We start from the raw sequence: 22,709 nt of genomic DNA on the forward strand, positions 1-22,709 counted from the left end.
GTGGACCAATCCTATGGTCGTCTGAACGTTCGCTGTGCGCGACTCCAGGGGGATCGGCTATCTTTTAATGTCTTTGTCAGGAGTCTTCGTGCGCTTTATCTTCGCCATCTTCGCCTTCATCATCGCGACCGCGCTGATCGGCGCCGGTGTCGCGCAGCGAACCGTCTTCCTTCCACCGGACACGGTGTCGGCCTCGGTCACCACCGACGGCACCGCGCCGTACCTGATGATCGACTCCGACACGCTGCTCACGCACGACGGGAAGCAGTCGTTGGTCTTCTCCGGCAGCTCGACCGTGTTCGCCGCGTACGGCCGCACGTCTGACGTCGAGGCGTGGCTGGACGGCTCGGACTACGAGCGCATCGGCTACGACGACCAGAGCCGCGAACTGACCGCGGAGAACGTCTCGGCCAACCCCGACGCCGCCCAGAACGTGGCGAGCGGATCGGCGAACCCGGCCGGCAGCGACCTCTGGCTCGAGCAGTACACGGCGGAGGACGCGATGTACCGCACGGTCAACCTGCCCGCCGGGTACTCGGTGATCGTCGCGGCCGACGGCACGAGCCCCGCGCCCACCTCGGTCTCGATCTCCTGGCCGATCGCCAATGCGACCCCCTGGGTCGGGCCGCTGCTGGTCGCCGGCGTGGCGTTCCTGCTCGCCGGTCTGGTGCTGCTCGTGCTCGGCCTGCTGCACATGCGGCGCTCGCAGCGCCCGAGGCGGAAGCCGCCCGCGCTGCCCAAGGGCAAGCGCTTCTCGCCGTCGCGCACCAACGCGATCGAGTCCGGCATGAAGCGTGGCCGTCGCTCGATCGCCCCGCTGATCGCGGCGCCGCTCGCCCTGGCCTCGGTGCTCGCCTTCAGCGGCTGCTCGTCCGACTACTGGCCCCAGGCCGCACCGGCGACTCCGGCCGACTCGGATGCGGCGACGACGGCCGCCACCCCCGACCCGACACCGACTCCCGGCGAGCCCGTGGAGGCGGCCGACGACGGCACCCCGATGCCCGCCGTCACCCAGGCTCAGCTGGAGGGGATCGTCTCCTCGATCTCCACGGTCGCCGCCGAGGGCGACGCGGCCTCCAGCGCCGACGCGCTGGCTCCGCGCTTCACCGGGCCCGCGCTCGACCTGCGGAAGGCGACCTACGCGATCCGCGGTGGGTTCCCCGAGTACGCGGCGCCCCAGCCGATCCCGGCCGGGCCGCTCGAGGTCGTGCTGCCCCAGGCCAGCAACAGCTGGCCCAAGACGGTGTTCACCGTCGTGCAGGGCGCCGACACCACGGTTCCGCCGGTCGCGCTGATGCTCGAGCAGGAGACCGCTCGGTCGAACTACAAGGTCTACTACGCCATCACGCTCGAACCCGACACCAGCCTCCCGTCGGTGGCGGCGGCGAGCGTCGGCACCACGCGCCTCGCGCCGGAGTCGAAGCTCTTGACCATGACGCCGGACCAGCTGAAGACCGCGTACGCCGACATCCTCCAGGTGGGCGACGCGAGCAGCTACATCAACGCCGTCGACCCGAACGGCGACACGCTCCGCACGCAGGTGGGCGTGGACTACAAGAACTCGGCCAAGGCTGCGCTCTCCTCGACCGCGACCATGGAGTTCGCGACCGTGCCCGCACCGGGTCAGAACATCGCGCTCGCCACGACCGAGTCGGGTGCTCTGGTCGCGGTCGACCTGCGGGAGTCGCAGACCGTGAAGCCGACCGAGTCGGGCGCCACCGTGAGCCCGACGGGTGCGGTGAAGGCGCTCTCGGGAGTCAACGAGAGCTCGAAGGGCACCGAGGCGATCTTCGACTACCAGCTGCTGTTCTACATCCCGCCGTCGGGCGACACCACCAAAGCCGAGCTCCTCGGATTCACGCAGGGGCTCGTCCAAGCGAAGGAACTGCCGTGAGCATCCCCCCGCCCTCCGCCGGAAACCTGCGCGGAGCCGTCGATTTGTCCTCCCTGGTGAACCGTGCCCGCTCGGGCGCGGTCGGAGCCCCGGCCGGCACGGGTGCGCCCAGTGCGCCCGGAGCTCCCACCATCGCGGGCTCCGCGGGTGGCACCTCCGCCGACGGCGGGAGCGTGGCGCCCGTCGTGCCCTCTCTCGTGCTCGAGGGCAACGACGCGAACTTCACCGAGATCATCGAGCTCTCGAACACGGTGCCGGTGATCGTCGACCTCAAGGCCGACTGGGCCGAGGCGAGCAAAGAGATCACCGCGGTGCTGGGCAAGGTCGTGCGCGAGTACGCCGGCCGGTTCGTGCTGGTCGGGGTGGATGCCGAGTCGAACCCGCAGCTGGCGCAGGCCTTCCAGGCGCAGTCGGTGCCGACGGTCGCCGCGATCGTCGGCGGTCGGCCGGTGTCGCTGTTCCAGGGCGCGTACCCCGAGTCCGAGGTGCGGGCCGTGCTGGAGCAGGTGCTGCAGCTCGCCGCCCAGAACGGCGTCACGGGCACGGTCGTGGCGCAGGACGTCGATCCGGATGCGCCGCCCGCCGAGCCCGTGGAGGAGCCGCTGCCGCCGCACCACGCCGAGGCCTACGACGCGATCGCGAACGGCGACTACGCCACCGCCATCCGCGAGTACCAGACGGCGATCGCCCAGAACCCGCGCGACGCCCTCGCCGTGGCCGGGCTCGCGCAGGTGAGCCTGCTGGCGCGCCTCCAGGACACGTCGCTCGACGAGATCCGCTCGGCCGCCGCGGCCGCCCCCGACGACCTCGACGCCCAGCTCGCGGTCGCCGACCTCGACATCTCCGGCGGTCACCTCGAGGATGCCTTCGACCGGCTACTCACCCTCTTCCCGAAGCAGGACGCCGAGGGCAAGACCGCCATCCGCACCCGCCTCCTGGAGTACTTCGAGGTCGCCGGTGCCGACGACCCCCGTGTCGTGGCGGCGCGCCGGCGCCTGACGGGCTTGTTGTACTAGCTGCCGGGAGGCGCGTGCTTCGCGCGCGTCTCCCGGGCTGCGCCGGTCCCCGCCCGGCGCAGCGCGACATGTTCGTGTGGGGTCGCTCACGCGGCCGCGCACTCACCCTGGGTCGTCGAGTACGGCCCGCAGCGTCGCCCCGGCGCCCGCGCCTCCGGATCGAACGCCGTCCCCAGGTCTGCGACCCGCGGCCACAGTGCCCTCAGGGTCGAATGCCGTCCCCAGGTCCGCGATCCGTCACTTGTTGCCGCTATTTCGACGCCATAGCGGCAACAACTGACGGGTCGCCGACAGTCGGGGCCGCACGAGAGACCGAAGCAACGGCACACGAAGCCGCGGGCCGTACTCGACGACCCAGGGTGAGCGCGTCGCCGGAGAGCACGACCGAAGGCCGCGCTCTCCGACGGCACGCGAACATGTCGCCCGCGCCGCAGAGGCGGCGGCGCGGCAACCAGCTAAGGGCGGTGGGGCTTCAGGTACAGAGCCGCCAGCGGGGGGAGGGTGAGCTCGACAGACGCCGGGCGGCCCGACCAGGGGACGTACTCGGCCTCGACCGAGCCGTAGTTGCCGACTCCGGAACCGCCGTACTCGACCGCATCCGTGTTTACCAGCTCATCCCAGCGGCCGCCGAAGGGCAGGCCGACGCGGTACGGGCCCACGGGGGCGCCCGAGAAGTTCATCAGCACCGCGATCGGGTTGCCCTCGGAGTCCCAGCGCAGGAACGACACCAGGTTCTGCGACGACGACCCGCCGTCGATCCACTCGAAGCCGGCCGGCTCGTTGTCGAGGGTCCAGAGCGCCGGGTTCTCCTTGTAGACCGTGTTCAGCCGCGCCACCAGTCCGAGGAGCTGCTGGTGCGAGGGCTGGTCGAGGATCCACCAGTCCAGGCCCCGCTCCTCGCTCCACTCGGAGGGCTGCCCGAACTCCTGGCCCATGAACAGCAGCTGCTTTCCCGGGTGCGCCCACATGAACCCGAGGTACGAGCGCAGGTTGGCGAGCTTCTGCCAGTGGTCGCCCGGCATCTTGCTGAGCAGCGAGCCCTTGCCGTGCACCACCTCGTCGTGCGAGATCGGGAGCATGAAGTTCTCGCTGAACGCGTAGAGGAACGAGAAGGTGATCTCGCCGTGGTGGTACGAGCGGTACATCGGGTCCTGCTCGATGTAGCCCAGCGAGTCGTGCATCCAGCCCATGTTCCACTTCATGCCGAAGCCGAGCCCGCCGCGATCGGTCGCGTGGGTGACACCGGGCCACGAGGTCGACTCCTCGGCGATCATCACGATGCCGGGGCTGGTCTTGTAGGCGGTCGCCGTGACCTCCTGCAGCAGGCTGATCGCCTCGAGGTTCTCGCGGCCCCCGTACTGGTTCGGGATCCACTCGCCCTCCTTGCGGGAGTAGTCGAGGTAGAGCATGCTCGCCACCGCGTCGACCCGGAGGCCGTCGATGTGGAACTCCTGCAGCCAGTACAGGGCGTTCGCGACCAGGAAGTTGCGCACCATTCGGTTGCCGAAGTCGAACACCAGGGTGCCCCAGTCCGGCTGCTCACCGCGGCGGGGGTCCGGATGCTCGTACAGCGCCTCGCCGTCGAACCGCGCGAGCGCCCACTCATCCTTCGGGAAGTGGCCGGGCACCCAGTCCATCAGCACGCCGAACCCGGCCTGGTGCAGCCGGTCGATCAGGTAGCGCAGGTCGTCGGGGTGGCCGAAGCGGGAGGTCGGGGCGTAGTAGCTCGTGACCTGATAGCCCCAGGATCCGCCGAACGGGTGCTCGGCGAGCGGCATGAACTCCACGTGCGTGAACCCGAGGTGCTCGAGGTAGGGGATCAGCTCGTCGGCGAGCGACCGGTAGTCGAGCCCCGGCTTCCACGAGCCGAGGTGCATCTCGTACACGCTCATCGGCTGCGTGTGCGGGTTGACCGCGGCCCGGCGGGTCATCCACGCCTCGTCCTGCCACTGGTACCGGGTGGTGCCGATCACCGAGGCGGTGAGCGGCGGGACCTCGGTGTACCGGGCCATCGGGTCGGCACGGCTGACCCACTGCCCGTACTGGGTGAGGATCTCGAACTTGTAGTTGCCGCCGTCGGTCAGGCCCGGGATGAACAGCTCCCAGACCCCGGTGCCGCCGAGGCTGCGCATCGCGTGGCGCACGCCGTCCCAGCCGTTGAAGTCGCCGATCACGCGCACGGCCTTGGCGTGCGGTGCCCAGACCGCGAACGCGGTCCCCGCGGTCGCGGCATCCACACCCCAGGTCTCTTCGACGCGGGCGCCGAGCACCTCCCAGAGCTTCTCGTGCCGGCCCTCGCCGATCAGGTGGAGGTCGAGCTCGCCGAGCGTGGGCGCGAAGCGATACGGGTCGTCGGCGGTCCAGACGCTGCCGTCGTCGTAGCGGGCCTCGATCAGGTAGTCGTTCAGGCCCGTGAGGGTGAAGCCCTGCCAGATGCCGCCGTACAGGTGGGTCAGCTCGACCCGCGCGCCAGTGGAGAGCACCGCGCTGACCTCGGTGGCCAGGGGGCGAAGCGACCGGATGACGGTGACCGGGTCGGAGACCCCGTCGGCCTCGACGAGGTGCTGGCCGAGGACCGCGTGGGGGTTGTAGTACGACCCGGCAGCGACCTGCTGGAGCACCTCCTCCGGGAACTCGGGGAGGGTGAGGGCGGTTGCGCCGTCGGGGGAGGGCATCAGGGGGTGCCGCCTTCGCTGTCGGGGTCGGTCTCGTGGATCAGGTGGAGGATGTGCGCGGGTGCGGAGAAGGCATCCAGCCGCACGTAGTTGTTGGCCGACCACTGCCAGGCGTTGCCGGTGAGCAGGTCGACCACCGGGAACTCGGCGTCGGAGGGGAGCCCGAACTCGGTGAGGTCGAGGTGCACGGTCGTCTCCCTGACCGAGTGCGGGTCGGTGTTCACGACCACGATCACGGTGTCCGAGACGCCGTCGGGTGTGAACTCGGCGGCGAGGTGCTTGGAGTAGACGACGATCGCGTCGTCGTCGCTGCCGTGCACCCGGAGGTTGCGCAGCTGGCAGAGCGCCGGGTGGGCGCGACGGATCGCGTTCAGGCGCGTGATGTCCTCGGCGATCGAGCGGCCCTCCGCCTCGGCGGCGGTGAAGTCACGAGGCTTGTACTCGTACTTCTCGTTGTCGACGTTCTCCTCCGAGCCCGGTCGCGCGACGTTCTCGATCAGCTCGTAGCCGGAGTACACGCCCCAGGTGGGCGCCCCGGTGGCGGCGAGCACCGCGCGGATCCGGTACGCCGGCATCCCGCCGAACTGCAGGTACTCGGTGAGGATGTCGGGGGTGTTGACGAAGAGGTTGGGGCGGAAGAAGGCGTCCGTCTCCTGCGAGATCGAGGTGAAGAACTCCTCGATCTCGGTCTTCGTGTTGCGCCAGGTGAAGTAGGTGTACGACTGTTGGAAGCCCACCTTCGCGAGCGCCTGCATCGGCGCCGGGCGGGTGAACGCCTCGGCGAGGAAGACGACCTCGGGATGCGCGGCGTTGACCTCGTGGATGACCCACTCCCAGAAGTTCAGCGGCTTCGTGTGCGGGTTGTCGACGCGGAAGATGTGCACGCCGAGGCCGATCCAGTACTCCAGCACCCGGAGGGCCTCGGCGCGGATGCCCTCGGGGTCGTTGTCGAAGTTGATCGGATAGATGTCCTGATACTTCTTCGGCGGGTTCTCGGCGTAGGCGATCGAACCGTCCGGCAGGGTGGTGAACCACTCCGGGTGCTCGGTGACCCACGGGTGATCCGGCGAGGCCTGCAGGGCGAAGTCGAGGGCGATCTCCAGGCCCGACCCGGTCGCCGCGGCCACGAAGGCGCGGAAGTCGTCGATGGTGCCGAGATCAGGATGCACGGTGTCGTGCCCGCCGGCCGCCCCGCCGATCGCCCACGGGGATCCGGGGTCGCCGGGCTTGGGGTCGAGGGTGTTGTTGCGCCCCTTGCGGAACGCCTCGCCGATCGGGTGGATGGGCGGCAGGTAGAGCACGTCGAAGCCCATGGCCGCGACATCCGGGATCCGCTTCGCCGCGGTCTGGAAGGTGCCGCTGGTCCAGCCGCCGTCCTCGTCCCTCACCGCACCGATGGAGCGGGGGAAGAACTCGTACCAGGCCCCGGCCCCGGCGCGGGTGCGCTCGACGCGGAGCGGGTGCCACTCCGAGTGGGTGACCAGGCTCTGGGCGGGCCGCACCTCGAGCGCCTCCTGCACGGCGGCGGAGTAGGCGGGGGCGAGGCGGTCGGGGATCGGCCCGGCGGTCTCGCCGAGCGAGGCGGCGACCTGGGAGAAGAGGGTGCGCTCGGCCTCGGGGCGGTCGGCCTCGCCGGCGAGACGGGCGAAGAGCTCGGCGCCGATCGCGAACATCAGCTCGACGTCGATGCCCGCGGCGATCTTGACGCTCGCGTTGTGCTCCCAGGTGGCGTAGTCGTCGGAGTAGGCGCGGATGCGGAACCGCCAGTCGCCCTGCACGTCGACCTGCGCCAGACCGCGCCACTCGTCGTCCCAGCTGTGGGTGCGGTGCAGCGGCCGGTCGAAGACGGTGCCGTCGGGCCGCTCGAGCTCGAGGTGCGCGCCGACGGCGTCGTGGCCCTCACGGAAGACGGTGGCGCCGAACGGGATGACCTCGCCCGAGTAGCCCTTCGCCGGCCAGCGGCCGCCGTCGACCTCGGGGAACACGCCGAGGATCGGGATGCGGCCGGCCGAGGGGGTGAACGACGCGACCGGCGGGGCCGCCGGCGAAACCGCATCGGTCGCCTGCGATGTCGCGGCAGATGCCGCGTCCGGAGCCGCCTCGGCAGCCGCGGCGGGCGCCGTCGCTTGCGTCTCCTCGGCCTCGGGAGGGACGGCCTTCCGTGAAGCGGAGGCCTTCGGAGAAGCGGGTCGTTTACGTGTAGCAGCCACACTCAGACCCTACCGAGAAAGGTAGTGCGCACAAGGGCGTTCACCGCGTGGAAACCCGTCTGGCCTAGGCTGGCCGAGTTGGTCGGACCACCGCTGCAGAAGGGCTCATCGCGTGAAGGCGATTCGCAAGTTCACCGTCCGTTCCGTGCTGCCGGAGTCGCTGAGCGCGCTCGGCGAACTCGCGGCGAATCTCCGCTGGGCCTGGGACCAGCCGACGCAGCAGATCTTCGCCCTCATCTCGCCGGACGACTGGCACGCGACCCTCGGCGACCCGGTCGCCCTGCTGGGCGCGGTCCGTCCCGAGCGCCTCGAGCAGCTCGCCGCCGACGCCGGCTTCGTGGCCTGGGCCGACAGCCTGCGCGACCAGCTGCACGCGTACCTCGAGGAGCCGCGCTGGTACCAGCAGCTCGACGGCCCGCGGCCCCGGTCGATCGGGTACTTCTCACCCGAGTTCGGGATCGCCGCGGCCTTGCCGCAGTATTCCGGAGGTCTCGGCATCCTGGCCGGCGACCACCTGAAGGCCGCCTCGGACCTCGGCGTGCCCATCATCGGCGTGGGCCTGTTCTACCGAGCGGGCTACTTCTCGCAGGCCATCTCGCGGGACGGCTGGCAGGAGGAGAGCTACCCGGTGCTCGACCCCGACGGCCTCCCGCTGTCGGTTCTTCGCCAGGCCGACGGCACCCCGGCGCAGATCGTGCTGGCGCTGCCGGCCGATCGGGCGCTGCACGCCCGCATCTGGCAAGCGCAGGTCGGGCGCGTGCGCCTGCTGATGCTCGACACCGACATCCCGGACAACGACGACGACCTGCGCAGCGTGACCGACCGCCTCTACGGCGGCGGCAGCGAGCACCGCCTGCTGCAGGAGCTGCTGCTGGGCATTGGCGGCGTGCGCGCCCTCGAGGTGCTCGCCGAACTGACCGACTCGGCGATGCCCGAGGTCTACCACACCAACGAGGGCCACGCCGGATTCCTCGGCCTGGAGCGGATCTCGAACCTGATCGGCGGTGGGCTGAGCTTCGACCAGGCCCTGCAGGTCGTGCGCGCCGGCACCGTCTTCACCACCCACACCCCGGTCCCCGCCGGCATCGACCGCTTCGAGCGCACTCTGATGGAGCGGTACTTCTCCACCGACATGCTGCCGGGACTCGACGTCGCGCAGGTGCTCGCCCTCGGCGCGGAGGACTACGAGGGCGGTTCGCCCGACGTGTTCAACATGGCCGTCATGGGGCTGCGGCTCGCTCAGCGCGCCAACGGCGTCTCGGTGCTGCACGGCGCGGTCAGCCGCGGGATGTTCGCCGGGCTCTGGCCCGGCTTCGACCGCGACGACGTGCCGATCACCTCGGTCACCAACGGGGTGCACGCGCCGACCTGGACCGATCCGCTGCTGCAGGAGCTCTCCCGCTCCAAGCTCGGCACGGGCGACACGACCACCGCCGACTGGTCCTCGGACGCGGTGACGGATGCCGAGCTCTGGGCGGTGCGCGGCGACATGCGGCGGCAGCTGGTGCACGACGCACGCCGCCGGGTGACCGAGGCGTGGCGCGAGCAGAACCCGGACTCGATCGCGCCGAGCTGGTTCCAGAAGCTGCTCGACCCCGAGGTGCTGACGATCGGCTTCGCGCGGCGGGTGCCGACCTACAAGCGGCTCACGCTGATGCTGCACGACCCGGCGCGGTTGAAGTCGATCCTGCTGAACCCGGAGCGCCCGGTGCAGTTCGTGATCGCGGGCAAGTCGCATCCGGCCGACGAGGAGGGCAAGCGGCTGATCCAGAAGCTGGTGCAGTTCGCCTCCGACCCCGAGGTGCGCCAGCGCATGGTGTTCCTGCCCAACTACGACATCGGGATGGCGCAACTGCTCTACCCCGGCACCGACGTCTGGCTGAACAACCCGCTCCGCCCCCTCGAGGCCTGCGGCACCTCGGGCATGAAGGCGGCGCTGAACGGCGGGCTCAACCTCTCGATCCTCGACGGGTGGTGGAACGAGTACTTCGACGGCGAGAACGGCTGGGCCATCCCGACGGCCGACTCCGCCGGGGATGCCGAGGAGCGCGACTCGCTCGAGGCGGAGGCCCTCTACGACCTGCTGGAGAACCAGGTGGCGCCGCGGTTCTACGACCGTGACGCCGACGGCATCCCGCAGCACTGGATGCAGTCGATCAGGCACACGCTCTCGACGCTGTCTCCCGAGCTGAGCGCCGAGCGGATGGTGCGCGAGTACGTGCAGCGGCTCTACGTGCCGGCGGCCGAGGCCGAGCGGGCGATGACGGTCGATGACCACGAGGCCGCGCGCGAGCTCGCCGAGTGGAAGGACCGGGTGCGCGCCGCGTGGCCGGGCGTCGCGGTCGTGCACGTCGAGTCGGGCGGACTGGACGACACCCCGCAGGTCGGCGACGAGCTGCATGTGCGGGCGCACGTGCAGCTGGACGGGCTCTCGCCGGACGACGTGGCCGTCGAGGTCGTCTACGGCCACGCGGCCCACGGCGACGAGCTCACGGACGTGGCGGTCGCCGAGCTCGAGCGGCCGCACGCCGTCGGTGCCCGGGGAACCGCCGGGTCGACCGACGCGGCTCCCGACGGCGGCGAGCTCGTCTACTCGGGCACGCTCTCGCTCTCGCGGGCGGGGTCCTTCGGCTACACCGTCCGAATCGTGCCCAAGCACGCGAACCTGGCGTCCCCCGCCGAGCTGGGCCTGATCGCCTCGGCGCACTGAGCCCGCGCCGGGCCCGGCCCGGCCCGGCCGCTGTGGGCCGGCCGGGCCGGGCCGGGCCAGCCGCTGTAGGCGGCCTGGCACCGCACCAACCCAAGCCTTCCGCAGGTGATGGCAAGCGGCGGGCCGTACCCGACGACCCAGAGTGAGGGCGAGGCCGCGATAGCGACCTCACCCGAACATGTCGCGTCGCGCCGGGCAGGGACCGGCGCGACCGCCGGAGCGCCCCTCGCCGCAGGCGAGAGGTGCCCCGGCGCAGCTAGCACAGCCGGGGGTGGCGGCTGCTTACTCCGGCCGCCCTCTGCCTGTACCCTGAACCGGTGGTCCCGGGGGGATCACGCTCGCGAAGGGGCTGCGGATGAGCGCACGACGGATACCGACGGCCCTCGCGATCGTCGCCGCGTCGCTCCCGGTGTTCATGGGCACGCTCGACAACCTCGTGGTGACGAGCGCGCTGCCGGTGATCGGGCGCGACCTGCACGCGTCGATCGAGCAGCTGCAGTGGTTCGTGAACGCCTTCACCCTCAGCTTCGCCACGTTCATGCTGCTGGCCGTCTCGCTCGGTGACCGCTACGGGCGCCGTCGCGTGTTCCTGATCGGCATCGTGGTGTTCACGCTCTCGTCGGCCGCCTGCGCGCTCAGCACGACCCCGGAGATGCTGATCGTCTCGCGGGCCGTCGAGGGCGCGGGCGCGGCGGCGATCATGCCCCTGTCGCTGACGCTGCTGGTCGGCTCGGTGTCGCCCGCCGCCCGCAACCTCGCGATCGGCATCTGGGGTGGGGTCTCCGGGCTCGGCGTGGCCCTCGGACCGCTGATCGGCGGTGCGGTGCTGGTGGGCTGGGACTGGGACGCGATCTTCTGGATCAACGTGCCGGTCGGGGTGGTCGCGGTGCCGCTGGCGCTGTACGCGCTGCCGGACTCGATCGGGATCCGGGTACGGGCCGACGTGCTGGGCGTGGTGCTCGCCGGGCTCGGCATCCTGGGGCTGGTCTACGGCATCGTGAACGGCAACAGCGCGGGCTGGGCGAGCCCGACGGTGCTGGTACCGCTGATCGCGGGGGCCGCGCTCCTGGCGGCGTTCGTGGTCTGGGAGTCGCGGGTCGCAGACCCGCTGCTGCCGCTCCGGCTGTTCCGCGACCGCAGTTTCCGCGTCGCCAACGTCGTGGGCCTGACCTTCAGCTTCGGGATGTTCGGGGCCGTGTTCATCCTGATCCAGTACCTCCAGATCGTGGCCGGGGTCGACGCCCTCGGGGCGGGCCTGATGACGATGCCGTGGACCCTCTCGCCGCTGTTCGTCGCCCCGCTCACGGGCATCCTCTCGCCCCGCGTGGGAACCAGGGTGCTGATCGTGGTCGGCTGCCTGCTGCAGGCGGGGGCGGTGGGCTGGCTGGCGCTGACCATGACCCAGGAGCTGCACTACGCGCTGATGCTGCCGGGCTTCATCGCGGGCGGCATCGGCATGGGGCTCGTCTTCGCCCCGATCTCGACCGCGGTGCTGGCGAACATGGCGGCCGAGGACAACGCGAAGGCCTCGGGGGCGAACTCGACGATCCGCGAGATCGGGGTCGCGCTCGGGATCGCGGTGATGACGACGGTCTTCGTCGGGCTCGGCGGGCGGTTCACCCCGACGGGCTACATCGAGGCCGCGGTGCCCGCCGTGGGCATCGGGGCGCTCGTGCTCCTCGTCGCGGCGCTCGCGGCCCTGGCGCTCCCGCCCGGCAAGGGCCACGGCCCCGCCCCCGCCCAGGCCCTCCCCACCCACGACCGGGCCGGCGCCACCGCTGCCCTCAGCACCGCAGTGACCCACGCCCTCCGCCGTTAGTGCGTAATCACGTCCTTGCTGGCGGGGTCCCTTGCGGCCCCGGCTGCGACGCGCGGACGAAGTCGAGCTTCTCGGGGAAGACGGTGCCAAGGAGTTCGCGCACCCCCGCATCAGCGTCATAGTCGTCGAGGAGGCGCATCCCGAGCACCACGTTCGCCAGCATGCCGCCCGCGAGGAAGTCGGAGGCCTCCTGCGACGACATCCCCGCCTCGTCGCGGAGCAGACGGTAGACGTCCATGAATCCGCAGCGGGCCGCCGGACCGATCGCCGGATCGCTGCCGAGCGAGAACGCGTTCATCAGGCAGAGCAGGATGCCGCGGTCAGCGGTCAGCGCGAAGTACGCCAGGCCCAGACGGCGCCCGATCGGCACCACGGGGTCGCCCGCGATGGCCTCGCGGAACGCCGCCACGAGCTGCAGCAGGGCCCGGTTCAGCACCTCGAGGAACAGCTGCTCCTTCGTGCCGAACATGCGCACCACGTAGGGCTGGCTGACGCCGGCGGCATGGGCGACCCGGTCGGTGGTGGCGCCCGTGTAGCCCAGTTCGCCGAACACCGACATGGCGGCATCGAGCACCTGCTCGCGGCGTTCTTCGGCGGGCATCCGCGAGCGTCTAGCGGGAGTGGAGTCGGTCACGCTTGACATGGTATCAGCCGATTACTTATAGTCCAGTTAGTAATCATCCGATTACCTCTACAACGCTCCCGAAGGATCATCATGGCGATCACCGACCAGGCCCAGGCGCTCGAGGCCCCCATCCCGTCCGGTCGACGGCGCATCCCGGTCTGGCTCGCCGTCATCGCCGCCTCGGTGCCGATGTTCATGGCGACGCTCGACAATCTGGTGGTCACCAGCGCGCTCCCCGTGCTGGGTCGCGAACTCGATGCCTCGATCGAGCAGCTGCAGTGGTTCGTCAACGCGTACACGCTGAGCTTCGCGACGTTCATGCTCCTCGCGGTGGCGTTGGGCGACCGGCTCGGCCGGCGGAACGTCTTCCTGGCGGGCATCGCCGTGTTCACGCTGGCCTCGGCGTTGTGCGCGCTGGCGACCGAACCGTGGATGCTCATCGTCGCCCGCGCGCTGCAGGGAGTGGGCGGCGCCGCACTCATGCCGCTGTCGCTCACCCTGCTGGTCGGCTCGGTGAGCTCGGCGCTGCGACCGCTCGCCATCGGCATCTGGGGCGGAATCTCCGGCCTCGGCGTCGCGCTGGGCCCGCTCATCGGCGGCGCGGTGATCCAGGGCTGGAACTGGGATGCGATCTTCTGGCTCAACGTGCCCGTCGGCATCCTGAGCATCCCGCTCGTGCTGCTGGCGCTGCCGAACTCGTTCGGGCGGCGGCTGAGGGTCGACCTGCCGGGTGTGGCGCTCGCCGGGCTCGGTGTGCTCGGGATCGTCTACGGCGTCGTGCGGGGCAACGACGCCGGCTGGGGGAGTCTCGAGGTGATGGGGTCGCTCATCGCAGGGGTGCTGCTGCTGGTGGCTTTCGTGCTCTGGGAGCGCCGGCAGGCGAACCCGTTGCTGCCGCTGCGGCTGTTCCGCGACCGCAGCTTCACGGTGTCGAACATCGTGGGCCTGACGTTCAGCTTCGGCATCTTCGGCTCGATCTTCATCCTAATCCAGTACCTGCAGATCGTCGGCGGAGCGACACCGCTCGAGGCCGGTGTGATGACCATGCCGTGGACCTTGGCGCCCATGGTGGTGGCCCCGCTCGCCGGGCTGATCGCACCGCGGGTGGGCACCCGGCTCCTGATCGTGGTGGGGCTGCTGCTGCAGGCCGTCGGCGTCACCTGGCTGGCCGTGACCCTGTCGACCACGCTCGACTACGGGCTGCTGGTGCCCGCGTTCGTGTTCGCCGGGATCGGGATGGGCCTGGTGTTCGCGCCGGCCTCGACGGCGGTGCTGGCGAACATGTCGCCGGAGGACAACGCGAAGGCCTCGGGCACCAACTCGACCCTGCGGGAGATCGGCGTCGCGCTCGGCATCGCGGTGCTGACGGCGGTCTTCACCGGCGCCGGCGGCAGCTTCACCCCCACCGGCTACGTCGACGCGGCGGTTCCCGCGGTAGCCACAGGAGCCGCGGTCCTCTTCCTGGCCGCCCTCCTGGCCCTGCTCCTCCCCGCCGGTCGCCACCCGCGGTCTGAACCCGCAGCCTGATCGGCCCCGGACTTCCGACGAACGCTGGAAGCGGCGGGCCGTACCCGACGACCCAAGGTGAGGGCGAGGCCGCGATAGCGACCTCACCCGAACATGTCGCGTCGCGCCGGGCAGGGACCGGCGCGACCGCCGGGGCGCCCCTCGCCGCAGGCGAGAGGCGCCCCGGCGCAGAAACAGGTTCTACACCGCTCGATAGAGCTGCAGCGAGACCGCACCCACCTCGACCGTGTCCCCCGGCGCGAAGCGGGGGAGCGGGTCGTCGTGGTGGTGGGTGGTCGGGGCGTCCTCCGCCGAGTCCCAGAGCAGCTCGTAGGCCTCGACCCCGTCGTGCTCGGGCAGCGTCACGGTCTCGGCCGCCTCGACGCCGTGGATGACGGTGAGGATGCGGTTGAAGGGCTCCTGCTCGGGCGTGGACGCCGCCACGTAGACCAGCGTGCGGTACTCGGGCGAGTTCCAGTCGGCGACCGACATCGAGCCCCCGCGGATGTCGTACCAGTCGAGCTGGCTCGCCCCAGGCGTGCGCTCGCCGAAGACGCCGAAGTGCTCGGGCCGGAGCGCCGGGTTCTCGCGCCGCACCCGCAGCAGGTGCTGGGTGGTGCGCCAGAGATCCTTCTGCCAGGTGCGGCGGTCCCAGCTGATCCAGGTCAGCTCGCTGTCGTGGCAGTAGGCGTTGTTGTTGCCCTTCTGGCTGCGGCCGAACTCGTCGCCCGCGGTGATCATCGGCACCCCGGCCGAGAGCAGCAGCGTGCCCATCAGGTTGCGCATCGCCCGTCGTCGCGACTGCTCGATCGTGCGACTGCCGGTGGGGCCCTCGATGCCGTGGTTGTACGACATGTTGTTGTCGGTGCCGTCGCGGTTCGACTCGCCGTTGCCCACGTTGTGCTTGATGTTGTACGCCGTCAGGTCGGCCAGCGTGAAGCCGTCGTGCGCGGTGACGAAGTTCACCGAGGCGAGCGGGCCGCGGGCCTGGGAGAAGGTGTTGGAGGATCCCGCGATCCGGGTGGCGAGCATCCCGACGCCGTCGCCCGGGTTGCCGTTCTCGCGGATCGACTTGATGTCGCGCAGCCAGAACTTGCGCATCCGGTCGCGGAACCGGTCGTTCCATTCCGTCCAGTGCGGCGGGAAGTTGCCGGTCTGCCAGCCGCCCATCCCGACGTCCCACGGTTCGGCGATCATCTTCACCCCGGCGAGCTCCGGATCCTCGACGAGCGCGGTGAGCAGCGGATGCTGGGGGTCGTAGTAGTGGTCGGCGTTGCGACCGAGGGTGGCGGCCAGGTCGAACCGGAAGCCGTCGATCTGCACCTCGTTCGCCCAGTACCTCACCGAGTCGAGGATCATCCGGGCCGCGGCCGGGGTGCTGGTGTCGATCGAGTTGCCGCATCCGGTCACGTCGACGTAGTCGCCGCGCGAGGTCTGACGGTAGTACCCGGAGTTGTCGATGCCGCGGAAGCTCGTGGTCGGCCCGAGCCGGCCCTCCTCGGCGGTGTGGTTGTAGACCACGTCGAGGATGACCTCGAGCCCGGCCTCGTGCAGCAGCTTCACCATGCCCTTGAACTCGCGGAGCACCGCCCCGGGACCCTCGGCCTGCGCGGTCCGGGAGGCGTAGAGGCTGTGCGGCGCGAAGAAGCCGAGGGTGTTGTAGCCCCAGTAGTTGGTCAGCCCCTGCTTCTGCAGCCGCTGCTCCGAGACGAAGGCCTGCACGGGCAGCAGCTCCACGGCGGTCACCCCGAGGCTCTTGAGGTAGCCGATGCTCGACTCGTGCGCGAGACCCGCGTAGGTGCCGCGAAGGTGCTCCGGGATGCGCGGGTTGAGCTTCGAGATGCCCTTGACGTGCGCCTCGTAGATGACCGTGCGGTCGAGGGGGGTCGCGGGCTTCGCGACGCCGTTCCAGTTGAACTCCTCGTCGACGACGACGCTCCGGAACTGCTCGCGCCCCGAGCGCACGATCCCGCGCGCGTACGGGTCGAGGAGGGCGAGCGTCGGGTCGAAGGCGTTCCGCGGCCCCTCGGGCCCGTCGACCCGGAGGCTGTAGCGGCGGCCGGGCGCAAGGCTCCGCGACCGGCCGGACCAGACGCCGTCCGCATCCCGGGAGAGCGGCACCGATTTGAACACCCAGTTCGGGTCTTTCTGGTCGTACAGACAGACCTCGACACTGGTCGCGTTCTCGGACCAGACGCGGATCTCTCCGCCGTGCGAAGTCTGGCGGACGCCCATCCGGGCAAGGGGGTCGGCCGAAGTCATGGGACTTAGAGTAGTGGTGCCATGCCCGTCTACCTCGACCACGCGGCGACCACGCCGATGCTCCCCGCGGCCCGCGCGGCCTACGTCGACGCACTGGGCCTCGTGGGCAATCCCTCGTCGATCCACAGCCAGGGTCAGGATGCGAAGCGGATGCTCGAGGAGGCCCGCGAGATCGTCGCCGCCTCGGTGGGGGCCGAGCCGATCGAGGTCGTCTTCACCTCGGGCGGCACCGAGTCGGTGAACCTCGGGGTCAAGGGTCTGTACTGGAAGCGGCAGCAGGATGCGCCCCGGCCGGTGCTGCTGGTCGCCTCGGGCGAGCACCACGCGACGGTCGACGCGGTCGACTGGCTGGTCGCGCACGAGGGCGCCCAGGTGCACTGGCTGCCGATCGACGCCGACGGGCGGCTGCGACCCGCCGTGCTGGAGGAGGCGCTCGCCGAGCACGGCGCATCCGTCGCCCTGGTGTCGGTGCTCTGGGCCAGCAACGAGGTGGGCACCGTGCAGCCGGTCGACCAGCTCGTCGCCCTCGCGACGGCCGCCGGGGTGCCGGTGCACCTGGACGCGGTGGCGGCCTACGGCTACCTCCCGATCGCCTTCGACGCCCTGGGTGCCGCGGCCCTCAGCATCTCGGCCCACAAGATCGGCGGCCCGGTGGGGATCGGCGCGCTGGTGCTCTCGCGCTCCTGGGAGGTCGAGGCCCTCATCCACGGCGGCAACCAGCAGCGGGTGCGCTCGGGCACGCAGGACGCGGCCGGCGCCGTCGCCTTCGCCGCCGCGGCGCGGGAGTCGCTCGACTCGGCCGGGTTCGTCGACGGGCTCGGGATGCTCCGCGACCGTCTGATCGCCGGCGTGCGGGAGGCCGTGCCCGAGGCGGTGCTGCGCGGCGACCCGACGGCGGAGGGGCGGCTTCCCGGCAACGCGCACTTCACCTTCCCCGGAGCGGAGGGCGATTCGCTGCTGTTCCTCCTGGACATGGCGGGCTTCTCGGTGTCGACCGGCTCGGCCTGCCAGGCCGGGGTGCCCGAGGTCTCGCACGTGCTCACCGCGATGGGTCTGCCGGAGGAGGAGGCCCGCGGGGCGCTCCGGTTCACGCTCGGGCACGGCACGACCGAGGCCGAGGTCGACGCGCTGGTCGCCGCGCTGCCGGCCGCGTACGCGACGGCGCGGAAGGCCGGGTTCGCGTCGCGCGAGGTGTGAGGGCTTCGGGAGGTCTGAGGGCTTCGGGACGGGTGCGGGAGATGTGAGCGCTTCGGGACGGCTCAGAGGGTGAGCGTGGTGACGATCGCCAGGTGGTCGGAGTCGCCGGCGGTCATCGTGCGGTTCGAGGTGACGTCCATGCCGCGCTGCAGCAGGTGGTCGAGCCGGGTCGCGGGCGAGGAGGCCGGCCAGGTGAAGCCGAAGCCGCCCTCGCTCTGGTTCGCCTCGCTCAGCTGATCGGTGAGACCGGCGAGGTTGCGGTCATCCGACCCGGCGTTGAAGTCGCCGACCATGAGCAGGCGCTCGTTCTCGTCGCGCGGCACGTAGTCGGCGAGGTTCGCGAGCATCTCGTCGCGGGCCGCGTGGTCGTCGGGTCGGGCGGAGGCCGCGTGCACGACGTAGATGCTGACCAGACCGGTCGGGGTCGACAGGTCGGCCGCCAGGCCGCGCTGCCAGCCGAGCCCGAGGTCGAGCGCCTGGGCGTTCTCGATCGGGTAGCGGCTCCAGACGCCGACCGTGCCGATGCCGTAGCTGTAGGGGTAGTCGGCGTCGAGCACGCTCGCGGCCTGGTCGCGCGCGGTCTGGTCCATCTCCTGCAGCGCGATCACCTGGGCGCCCGTCGCCGCGAGCGCGGAGGCGGAGGCCCCGGCGGTGCCGGAGTCGACCTCGACGTTCTGGCTGGCCACCGTGAGGCTGTCGCCGCCGGGTGCCGGTGCGCTCCAGGCGAGCGGCACGATGCCCGGGACGAACATGACCCCCCAGACCACGGCGGGCACGAGCGCGGCGCCGATCGCGCCCTTGCTGCGACTGATCAGGCCGATCACGAGAAGCAGCGGCACCAGGAGGCCGAACCAGGGCAGCGCCGACTCGAAGAGCAGGGCGAGGCCGAACAGCTCGGGCACGAAGGCGTGAAGGGCGAGGGATGCGGCGAGGAGGAGGGAGAGCACCACGACGACGACGCCGAGCCCGGGTCGGGTTCGCGATCGGCGTCGGGACGGGGTGGGCCGCGCGGTGTCGCGAGGTGCCTCGAGCAGTGCTGACATCGCTGACAAGTCTGCACCGCCAGACTGGATATTGACCCAGGCGAGGGTGTGAGTCGGCCGCCCGTTCCGCTGTCAGAGGCCGCACGTATGCTGGAGGCATGAAGGTTCTGGCAGCTATGAGCGGCGGTGTCGACTCCGCCGTCGCCGCGGCACGCGCGGTCGAGGCCGGTCACGAGGTGGTCGGAGTGCACCTGGCCCTCAGCCGCATGCCCGGCACGCTCCGCACCGGCAGCCGAGGCTGCTGCACGATCGAGGATTCGATGGATGCGCAGCGCGCCGCCAACAAGATCGGCATCCCCTACTACGTCTGGGACTTCTCGGAGCGGTTCAAGGCCGACGTGGTCGACGACTTCATCGCCGAGTACTCCGCCGGGCGCACGCCCAACCCGTGCATGCGCTGCAACGAGCGCATCAAGTTCGCCGCCCTGCTCGAGAAGGCCCTCGACCTGGGCTTCGACGCGGTCTGCACCGGCCACTACGCGACGGTCACGACGGATGCGGCGGGAAACCGAGAACTGCACCGCGCGGCCGCGTGGGCCAAAGACCAGTCCTACGTGCTCGGGGTGCTCACCGCCGAGCAGCTCGCCCACTCCTACTTCCCCCTCGGCACCACGCCCTCCAAGGCCGAGGTGCGGGCCGAGGCCGCCGCCCGCGGCTTCTCGGTCGCCAACAAGCCCGACAGCCACGACATCTGCTTCATCCCGGACGGCGACACCAGCGGGTGGCTGGCCGACCGGGTCGGCACGGCGACCGGCGAGATCCTCGACCGGGAGGGGGCCGTGGTCGGCTCGCACGAGGGCGCCCACGCCTTCACGGTCGGTCAGCGCCGGGGCCTCAAGCTCGGCACCCCGGCCGCCGACGGCAAGCCGCGGTTCGTGCTCGAGGTGCGGCCGAAGGAGAACACGGTGGTGGTCGGCCCGAAGGAGGCGCTCGACATCGCCGAGATCGCCGGCTCCCGGTTCACCTGGGCGGGCCTGGCGCCCGAGCATCCTGAACTCGACTTCGCCTGCGAGGTGCAGATCCGCGCCCACGCCGACCCGGTCGAGGCCGTCGCCCGGGTGCGCGAGGGGGCCGAGGGCCCCGAGCTCGTGGTCACCCCGACGACCCCGCTCAACGGCGTCGCCCCGGGGCAGACCGCGGTCATCTACGTCGGCACGCGCGTGCTGGGGCAGTGCACGATCGACCGCACGGTGAGTGCGGTGGCCGTGCCGGTTGCCGGGGCCGTGCCGGAGCCCGTTGCCGGGGCCGTTCCGGTTGTCGTGGGCGCGGGTCGCTGATGGCGGGCGGGGAGGCCCTGCCGGCCGAGACGCCGGGGGCGCTCGAAGCGGCGAAGGCCGAGGCCGACGCGCTGACCGTCCGCATCCTCGAACTCCGAGACGAGTACTACGAGAAGAACGCCTCGACCGTCTCCGACCAGGAGTACGACCAGCTGGTCCGGCGCCTCGACGAGCTCGAGCGCGAGCATCCCGAACTGCAGTCGCCCGACAGCCCCACCCAGACCGTCGGCGGCCGGGCCGTCACGACGATGTTCACGCCGGTGACGCACGCCGAGCGCATGCTGAGCCTCGACAACGTCTTCAGCGAGGACGAGCTCGACGAGTGGGCCGCGAAGGTCGAGCGGGATGCCGGGCGCGCCCGCGTGCGCTTCCTCAGCGAACTCAAGATCGACGGGCTGGCCATCAACCTCCGCTACGAGAACGGCGTGCTCGTCACGGCGGCCACCCGCGGCGACGGCGTCGTGGGGGAGGACGTGACCGAGAACGTCCTCCAGATCGAGACCATCCCGGCCCGGCTGAAGGGCACGGGGCATCCGCCCCTGGTCGAGGTGCGCGGCGAGATCTTCTTCCCGGTCGCCGCCTTCGACGACCTGAACGCGGCCCAGGAGGCCGCCGGCGAGCGGGTCTTCGCGAACCCGCGCAACGCGGCGGCAGGCTCGCTGCGCCAGAAGTCCGAGGGCAAGACCGAACGGCAGCTGGCGCTGGTGACCGGCCGGCTCAAGGCGCTCCGGATGCTGGTGCACGGCATCGGCGCCTGGCCCGATCCTCCCGTCTCCGCCCAGTCCGAGGTCTACGAGCTGCTGGCGACCTGGGGGCTGCCGACCTCGACCCACTACCGCGTGTTCGACACGATCGGCGAGGTCGCCGAGTTCATCCGCTACTACGGCATCCACCGGGCCAGCGTCGAGCACCAGATCGACGGCATCGTCGTGAAGGTCGACGATCTCGCGCTGCACGCCGAGCTCGGCGCGACCAGCCGCGCCCCCCGCTGGGCCACGGCCTACAAGTACCCGCCCGAAGAGGTCAACACCAAGCTGCTCGACATCGTGGTCAGCGTCGGCCGCACCGGCCGGGCGACCCCGTTCGCGGTCATGGAGAAGGTCGAGGTCGCCGGCTCCGAGGTGCGGCAGGCGACCCTGCACAACCAAGACGTCGTGAAGGCCAAGGGCGTGCTGATCGGCGACACCGTGGTGCTCCGCAAGGCGGGCGACGTCATCCCCGAGGTGCTCGGCCCGGTCGTCGAGCTCCGCGACGGCAGCGAGCGCGCCTTCGTGATGCCCGAGTTCTGCCCCGAGTGCGGCACGAAGCTCGCCCCGGCCAAGGAGGGCGACATCGACCTCCGCTGCCCGAACGCGCGCAGCTGCCCCGCCCAGGTGCGCGGTCGCGTCGAGCACGTCGGCTCGCGCGGTGCTCTCGACATCGAGGTGCTCGGCGAGGTGAGCGCCTCGGCGCTGACCCAGCCGCTCGAACCGGCAGAGCCTCCGCTGGTCACCGAGGCGGGCCTGTTCTCGCTCAAGATGGAAGACCTCTTCCCCATCCGCGTGATCGTCCGCGACTCCGAGACCGGCATGCCCAAGCTCGACCGGGACGGCTCGTCGCCGAAGGTCGTCGCGCCGTTCCGGCGGCAGCGCAAGAAGACCGACCCGCCCTTCGACCCCGAGGCCGCGTCCCGCGGCGAGTTCGACGGCGACGAGGGTTTCGTGCCAAACGCCAACGCGATCAAGCTGCTCGACGAGATCGGGAAGGCGAAGACCAAGCCGCTCTGGCGCATCCTCGTCTCGCTCAGCATCCGTCACGTCGGGCCGGTCGCGGCACGCGCCCTGGCCGACTACTTCGGTTCTCTGGATGCGATCCGGGCCGCGACCCGCGACGAGCTGGCGGCGGTCGACGGCGTGGGCGGCATCATCGCCGACGCCCTGATCGACTGGTTCTCGGTCGACTGGCACGTCGAGATCCTCGACCGCTGGGCCGATGCGGGCGTGCAGTTCAGCACGCCTGGTCATCCGGGCCCGGGTGCCGCGGGTGGCAGCGGCGGAGTGCTCGAGGGGGTCACCGTGGTGGCCACCGGATCGCTCGAGGGGTTCAGCCGCGAGGGCGCGCTCGAGGCGATCATCGCCGCCGGCGGCAAGGCGGCGTCGAGCGTGAGCAAGAAGACCGACTTCGTCGCGGCCGGCCCGGGCGCCGGCTCGAAGCTGACCAAGGCGGAGGCCCTGGGCCTCCGGATCATCGACGCGGCCCAGTTCGCGCTGCTGGTGACCGAGGGGCCCTCCGCACTGGCCGAGCCCGAGGCGGCCGACGCCGAGGTTGCCGACGCCGAGGCCGAGGCGGAAGCCGCCGCCGCTGACGCGCCCGACACCGACGCGGCCGACACCGACGCTGCCGACGCTGATGCGTCCGGCACCGAGGCGACGGACGCCGAGACCGCGTCCGGGCCGACCGAATAGAATTCCCTCACACCCTTCGCGAACAGAACAC

Annotated in this window: 13 protein-coding genes; 8 read left to right on the forward strand and 5 right to left on the reverse strand. The window is 71.1% G+C overall.

Annotated elements, in window-relative coordinates:
* Positions 1–88 precede the first annotated feature (88 nt).
* Complete coding sequence (locus AC59HU_RS12665; RefSeq protein WP_497223784.1) at positions 89–1,894, forward strand: DUF8094 domain-containing protein; 1,806 nt, start codon at positions 89–91, stop codon at positions 1,892–1,894.
* Positions 1,891–2,910, forward strand: a complete 1,020-nt coding sequence (locus tag AC59HU_RS12670; protein WP_497223785.1) for a tetratricopeptide repeat protein — start codon at positions 1,891–1,893, stop codon at positions 2,908–2,910. The genes AC59HU_RS12665 and AC59HU_RS12670 overlap by 4 nt, the downstream gene beginning before the upstream one ends.
* Positions 2,911–3,365: 455 nt before the next feature.
* Here the strand turns inward: AC59HU_RS12670 and glgB are convergent, their stop codons facing one another.
* On the reverse strand, positions 3,366–5,588 hold the full coding sequence (glgB, locus tag AC59HU_RS12675; protein WP_497223933.1) for a 1,4-alpha-glucan branching protein GlgB: 2,223 nt from the start codon (positions 5,586–5,588) through the stop codon (positions 3,366–3,368).
* Positions 5,585–7,795, reverse strand: coding sequence for an alpha-1,4-glucan--maltose-1-phosphate maltosyltransferase (locus AC59HU_RS12680; RefSeq protein WP_497223786.1), 2,211 nt, complete (start codon positions 7,793–7,795; stop codon positions 5,585–5,587). The genes glgB and AC59HU_RS12680 overlap by 4 nt, the downstream gene beginning before the upstream one ends.
* A gap of 112 nt (positions 7,796–7,907) precedes the next feature.
* On the opposite strand from AC59HU_RS12680, the gene glgP reads away from it, so the two are divergent.
* The gene (gene glgP / locus AC59HU_RS12685; protein WP_497223787.1) at positions 7,908–10,505 is read left to right on the forward strand and encodes an alpha-glucan family phosphorylase; all 2,598 of its coding nucleotides are present in this window, start codon (positions 7,908–7,910) and stop codon (positions 10,503–10,505) included.
* A gap of 355 nt (positions 10,506–10,860) precedes the next feature.
* Positions 10,861–12,324 (forward strand): DHA2 family efflux MFS transporter permease subunit, encoded by a 1,464-nt coding sequence (locus tag AC59HU_RS12690; RefSeq protein ID WP_497223788.1) that lies wholly within the window; start codon positions 10,861–10,863, stop codon positions 12,322–12,324.
* 7 nt (positions 12,325–12,331) lie between these two features.
* On the opposite strand, the gene AC59HU_RS12695 is transcribed toward AC59HU_RS12690, so the two are convergent.
* A complete protein-coding gene (locus AC59HU_RS12695) occupies positions 12,332–12,958 on the reverse strand; it encodes a TetR/AcrR family transcriptional regulator (RefSeq protein ID WP_497223789.1) in 627 nt (208 codons plus the stop codon).
* An 81-nt stretch (positions 12,959–13,039) separates the two neighbouring features.
* Between AC59HU_RS12695 and AC59HU_RS12700 the strand changes: the two genes are divergently transcribed.
* Positions 13,040–14,476, forward strand: coding sequence for a DHA2 family efflux MFS transporter permease subunit (locus AC59HU_RS12700; RefSeq protein ID WP_497223790.1), 1,437 nt, complete (start codon positions 13,040–13,042; stop codon positions 14,474–14,476).
* Positions 14,477–14,656: 180 nt separating this feature from the next.
* On the opposite strand, the gene glgX is transcribed toward AC59HU_RS12700, so the two are convergent.
* The gene (gene glgX / locus AC59HU_RS12705) at positions 14,657–16,717 is read right to left on the reverse strand and encodes a glycogen debranching protein GlgX (protein ID WP_497223791.1); all 2,061 of its coding nucleotides are present in this window, start codon (positions 16,715–16,717) and stop codon (positions 14,657–14,659) included.
* Between the two features lie 21 nt (positions 16,718–16,738).
* On the opposite strand from glgX, the gene AC59HU_RS12710 reads away from it, so the two are divergent.
* Entirely contained in the window at positions 16,739–17,914 is a 1,176-nt protein-coding gene (locus tag AC59HU_RS12710; RefSeq protein ID WP_497223792.1) for a cysteine desulfurase family protein, read from the forward strand.
* Between the two features lie 62 nt (positions 17,915–17,976).
* Here AC59HU_RS12710 and AC59HU_RS12715 read toward each other — a convergent pair whose 3' ends face one another.
* Positions 17,977–18,957, reverse strand: coding sequence for an endonuclease/exonuclease/phosphatase family protein (locus AC59HU_RS12715; protein ID WP_497223793.1), 981 nt, complete (start codon positions 18,955–18,957; stop codon positions 17,977–17,979).
* 98 nt (positions 18,958–19,055) lie between these two features.
* On the opposite strand from AC59HU_RS12715, the gene mnmA reads away from it, so the two are divergent.
* Entirely contained in the window at positions 19,056–20,234 is a 1,179-nt protein-coding gene (mnmA, locus tag AC59HU_RS12720) for a tRNA 2-thiouridine(34) synthase MnmA (protein WP_497223794.1), read from the forward strand.
* Positions 20,234–22,678, forward strand: coding sequence for an NAD-dependent DNA ligase LigA (gene ligA / locus AC59HU_RS12725; protein WP_497223795.1), 2,445 nt, complete (start codon positions 20,234–20,236; stop codon positions 22,676–22,678). The genes mnmA and ligA overlap by 1 nt, the downstream gene beginning before the upstream one ends.
* Positions 22,679–22,709 lie beyond the last annotated feature (31 nt).

Source organism: Herbiconiux sp. 320_LB, from assembly GCF_059691755.1.

What these genes read in the sequence shown, in the direction of transcription:
- AC59HU_RS12690 (WP_497223788.1), top strand. Translation starts at nt 10,861, where the DNA reads ATGAGCGCACGACGGATACCGACGGCCCTCGCGATCGTCGCCGCGTCG.
- AC59HU_RS12700 (WP_497223790.1), top strand. Translation starts at nt 13,040, where the DNA reads ATGGCGATCACCGACCAGGCCCAGGCGCTCGAGGCCCCCATCCCGTCC.
- glgX (WP_497223791.1), bottom strand. Translation starts at nt 16,717, where the DNA reads ATGACTTCGGCCGACCCCCTTGCCCGGATGGGCGTCCGCCAGACTTCG.
- AC59HU_RS12710 (WP_497223792.1), top strand. Translation starts at nt 16,739, where the DNA reads ATGCCCGTCTACCTCGACCACGCGGCGACCACGCCGATGCTCCCCGCG.
- AC59HU_RS12715 (WP_497223793.1), bottom strand. Translation starts at nt 18,957, where the DNA reads ATGTCAGCACTGCTCGAGGCACCTCGCGACACCGCGCGGCCCACCCCG.
- mnmA (WP_497223794.1), top strand. Translation starts at nt 19,056, where the DNA reads ATGAAGGTTCTGGCAGCTATGAGCGGCGGTGTCGACTCCGCCGTCGCC.
- ligA (WP_497223795.1), top strand. Translation starts at nt 20,234, where the DNA reads ATGGCGGGCGGGGAGGCCCTGCCGGCCGAGACGCCGGGGGCGCTCGAA.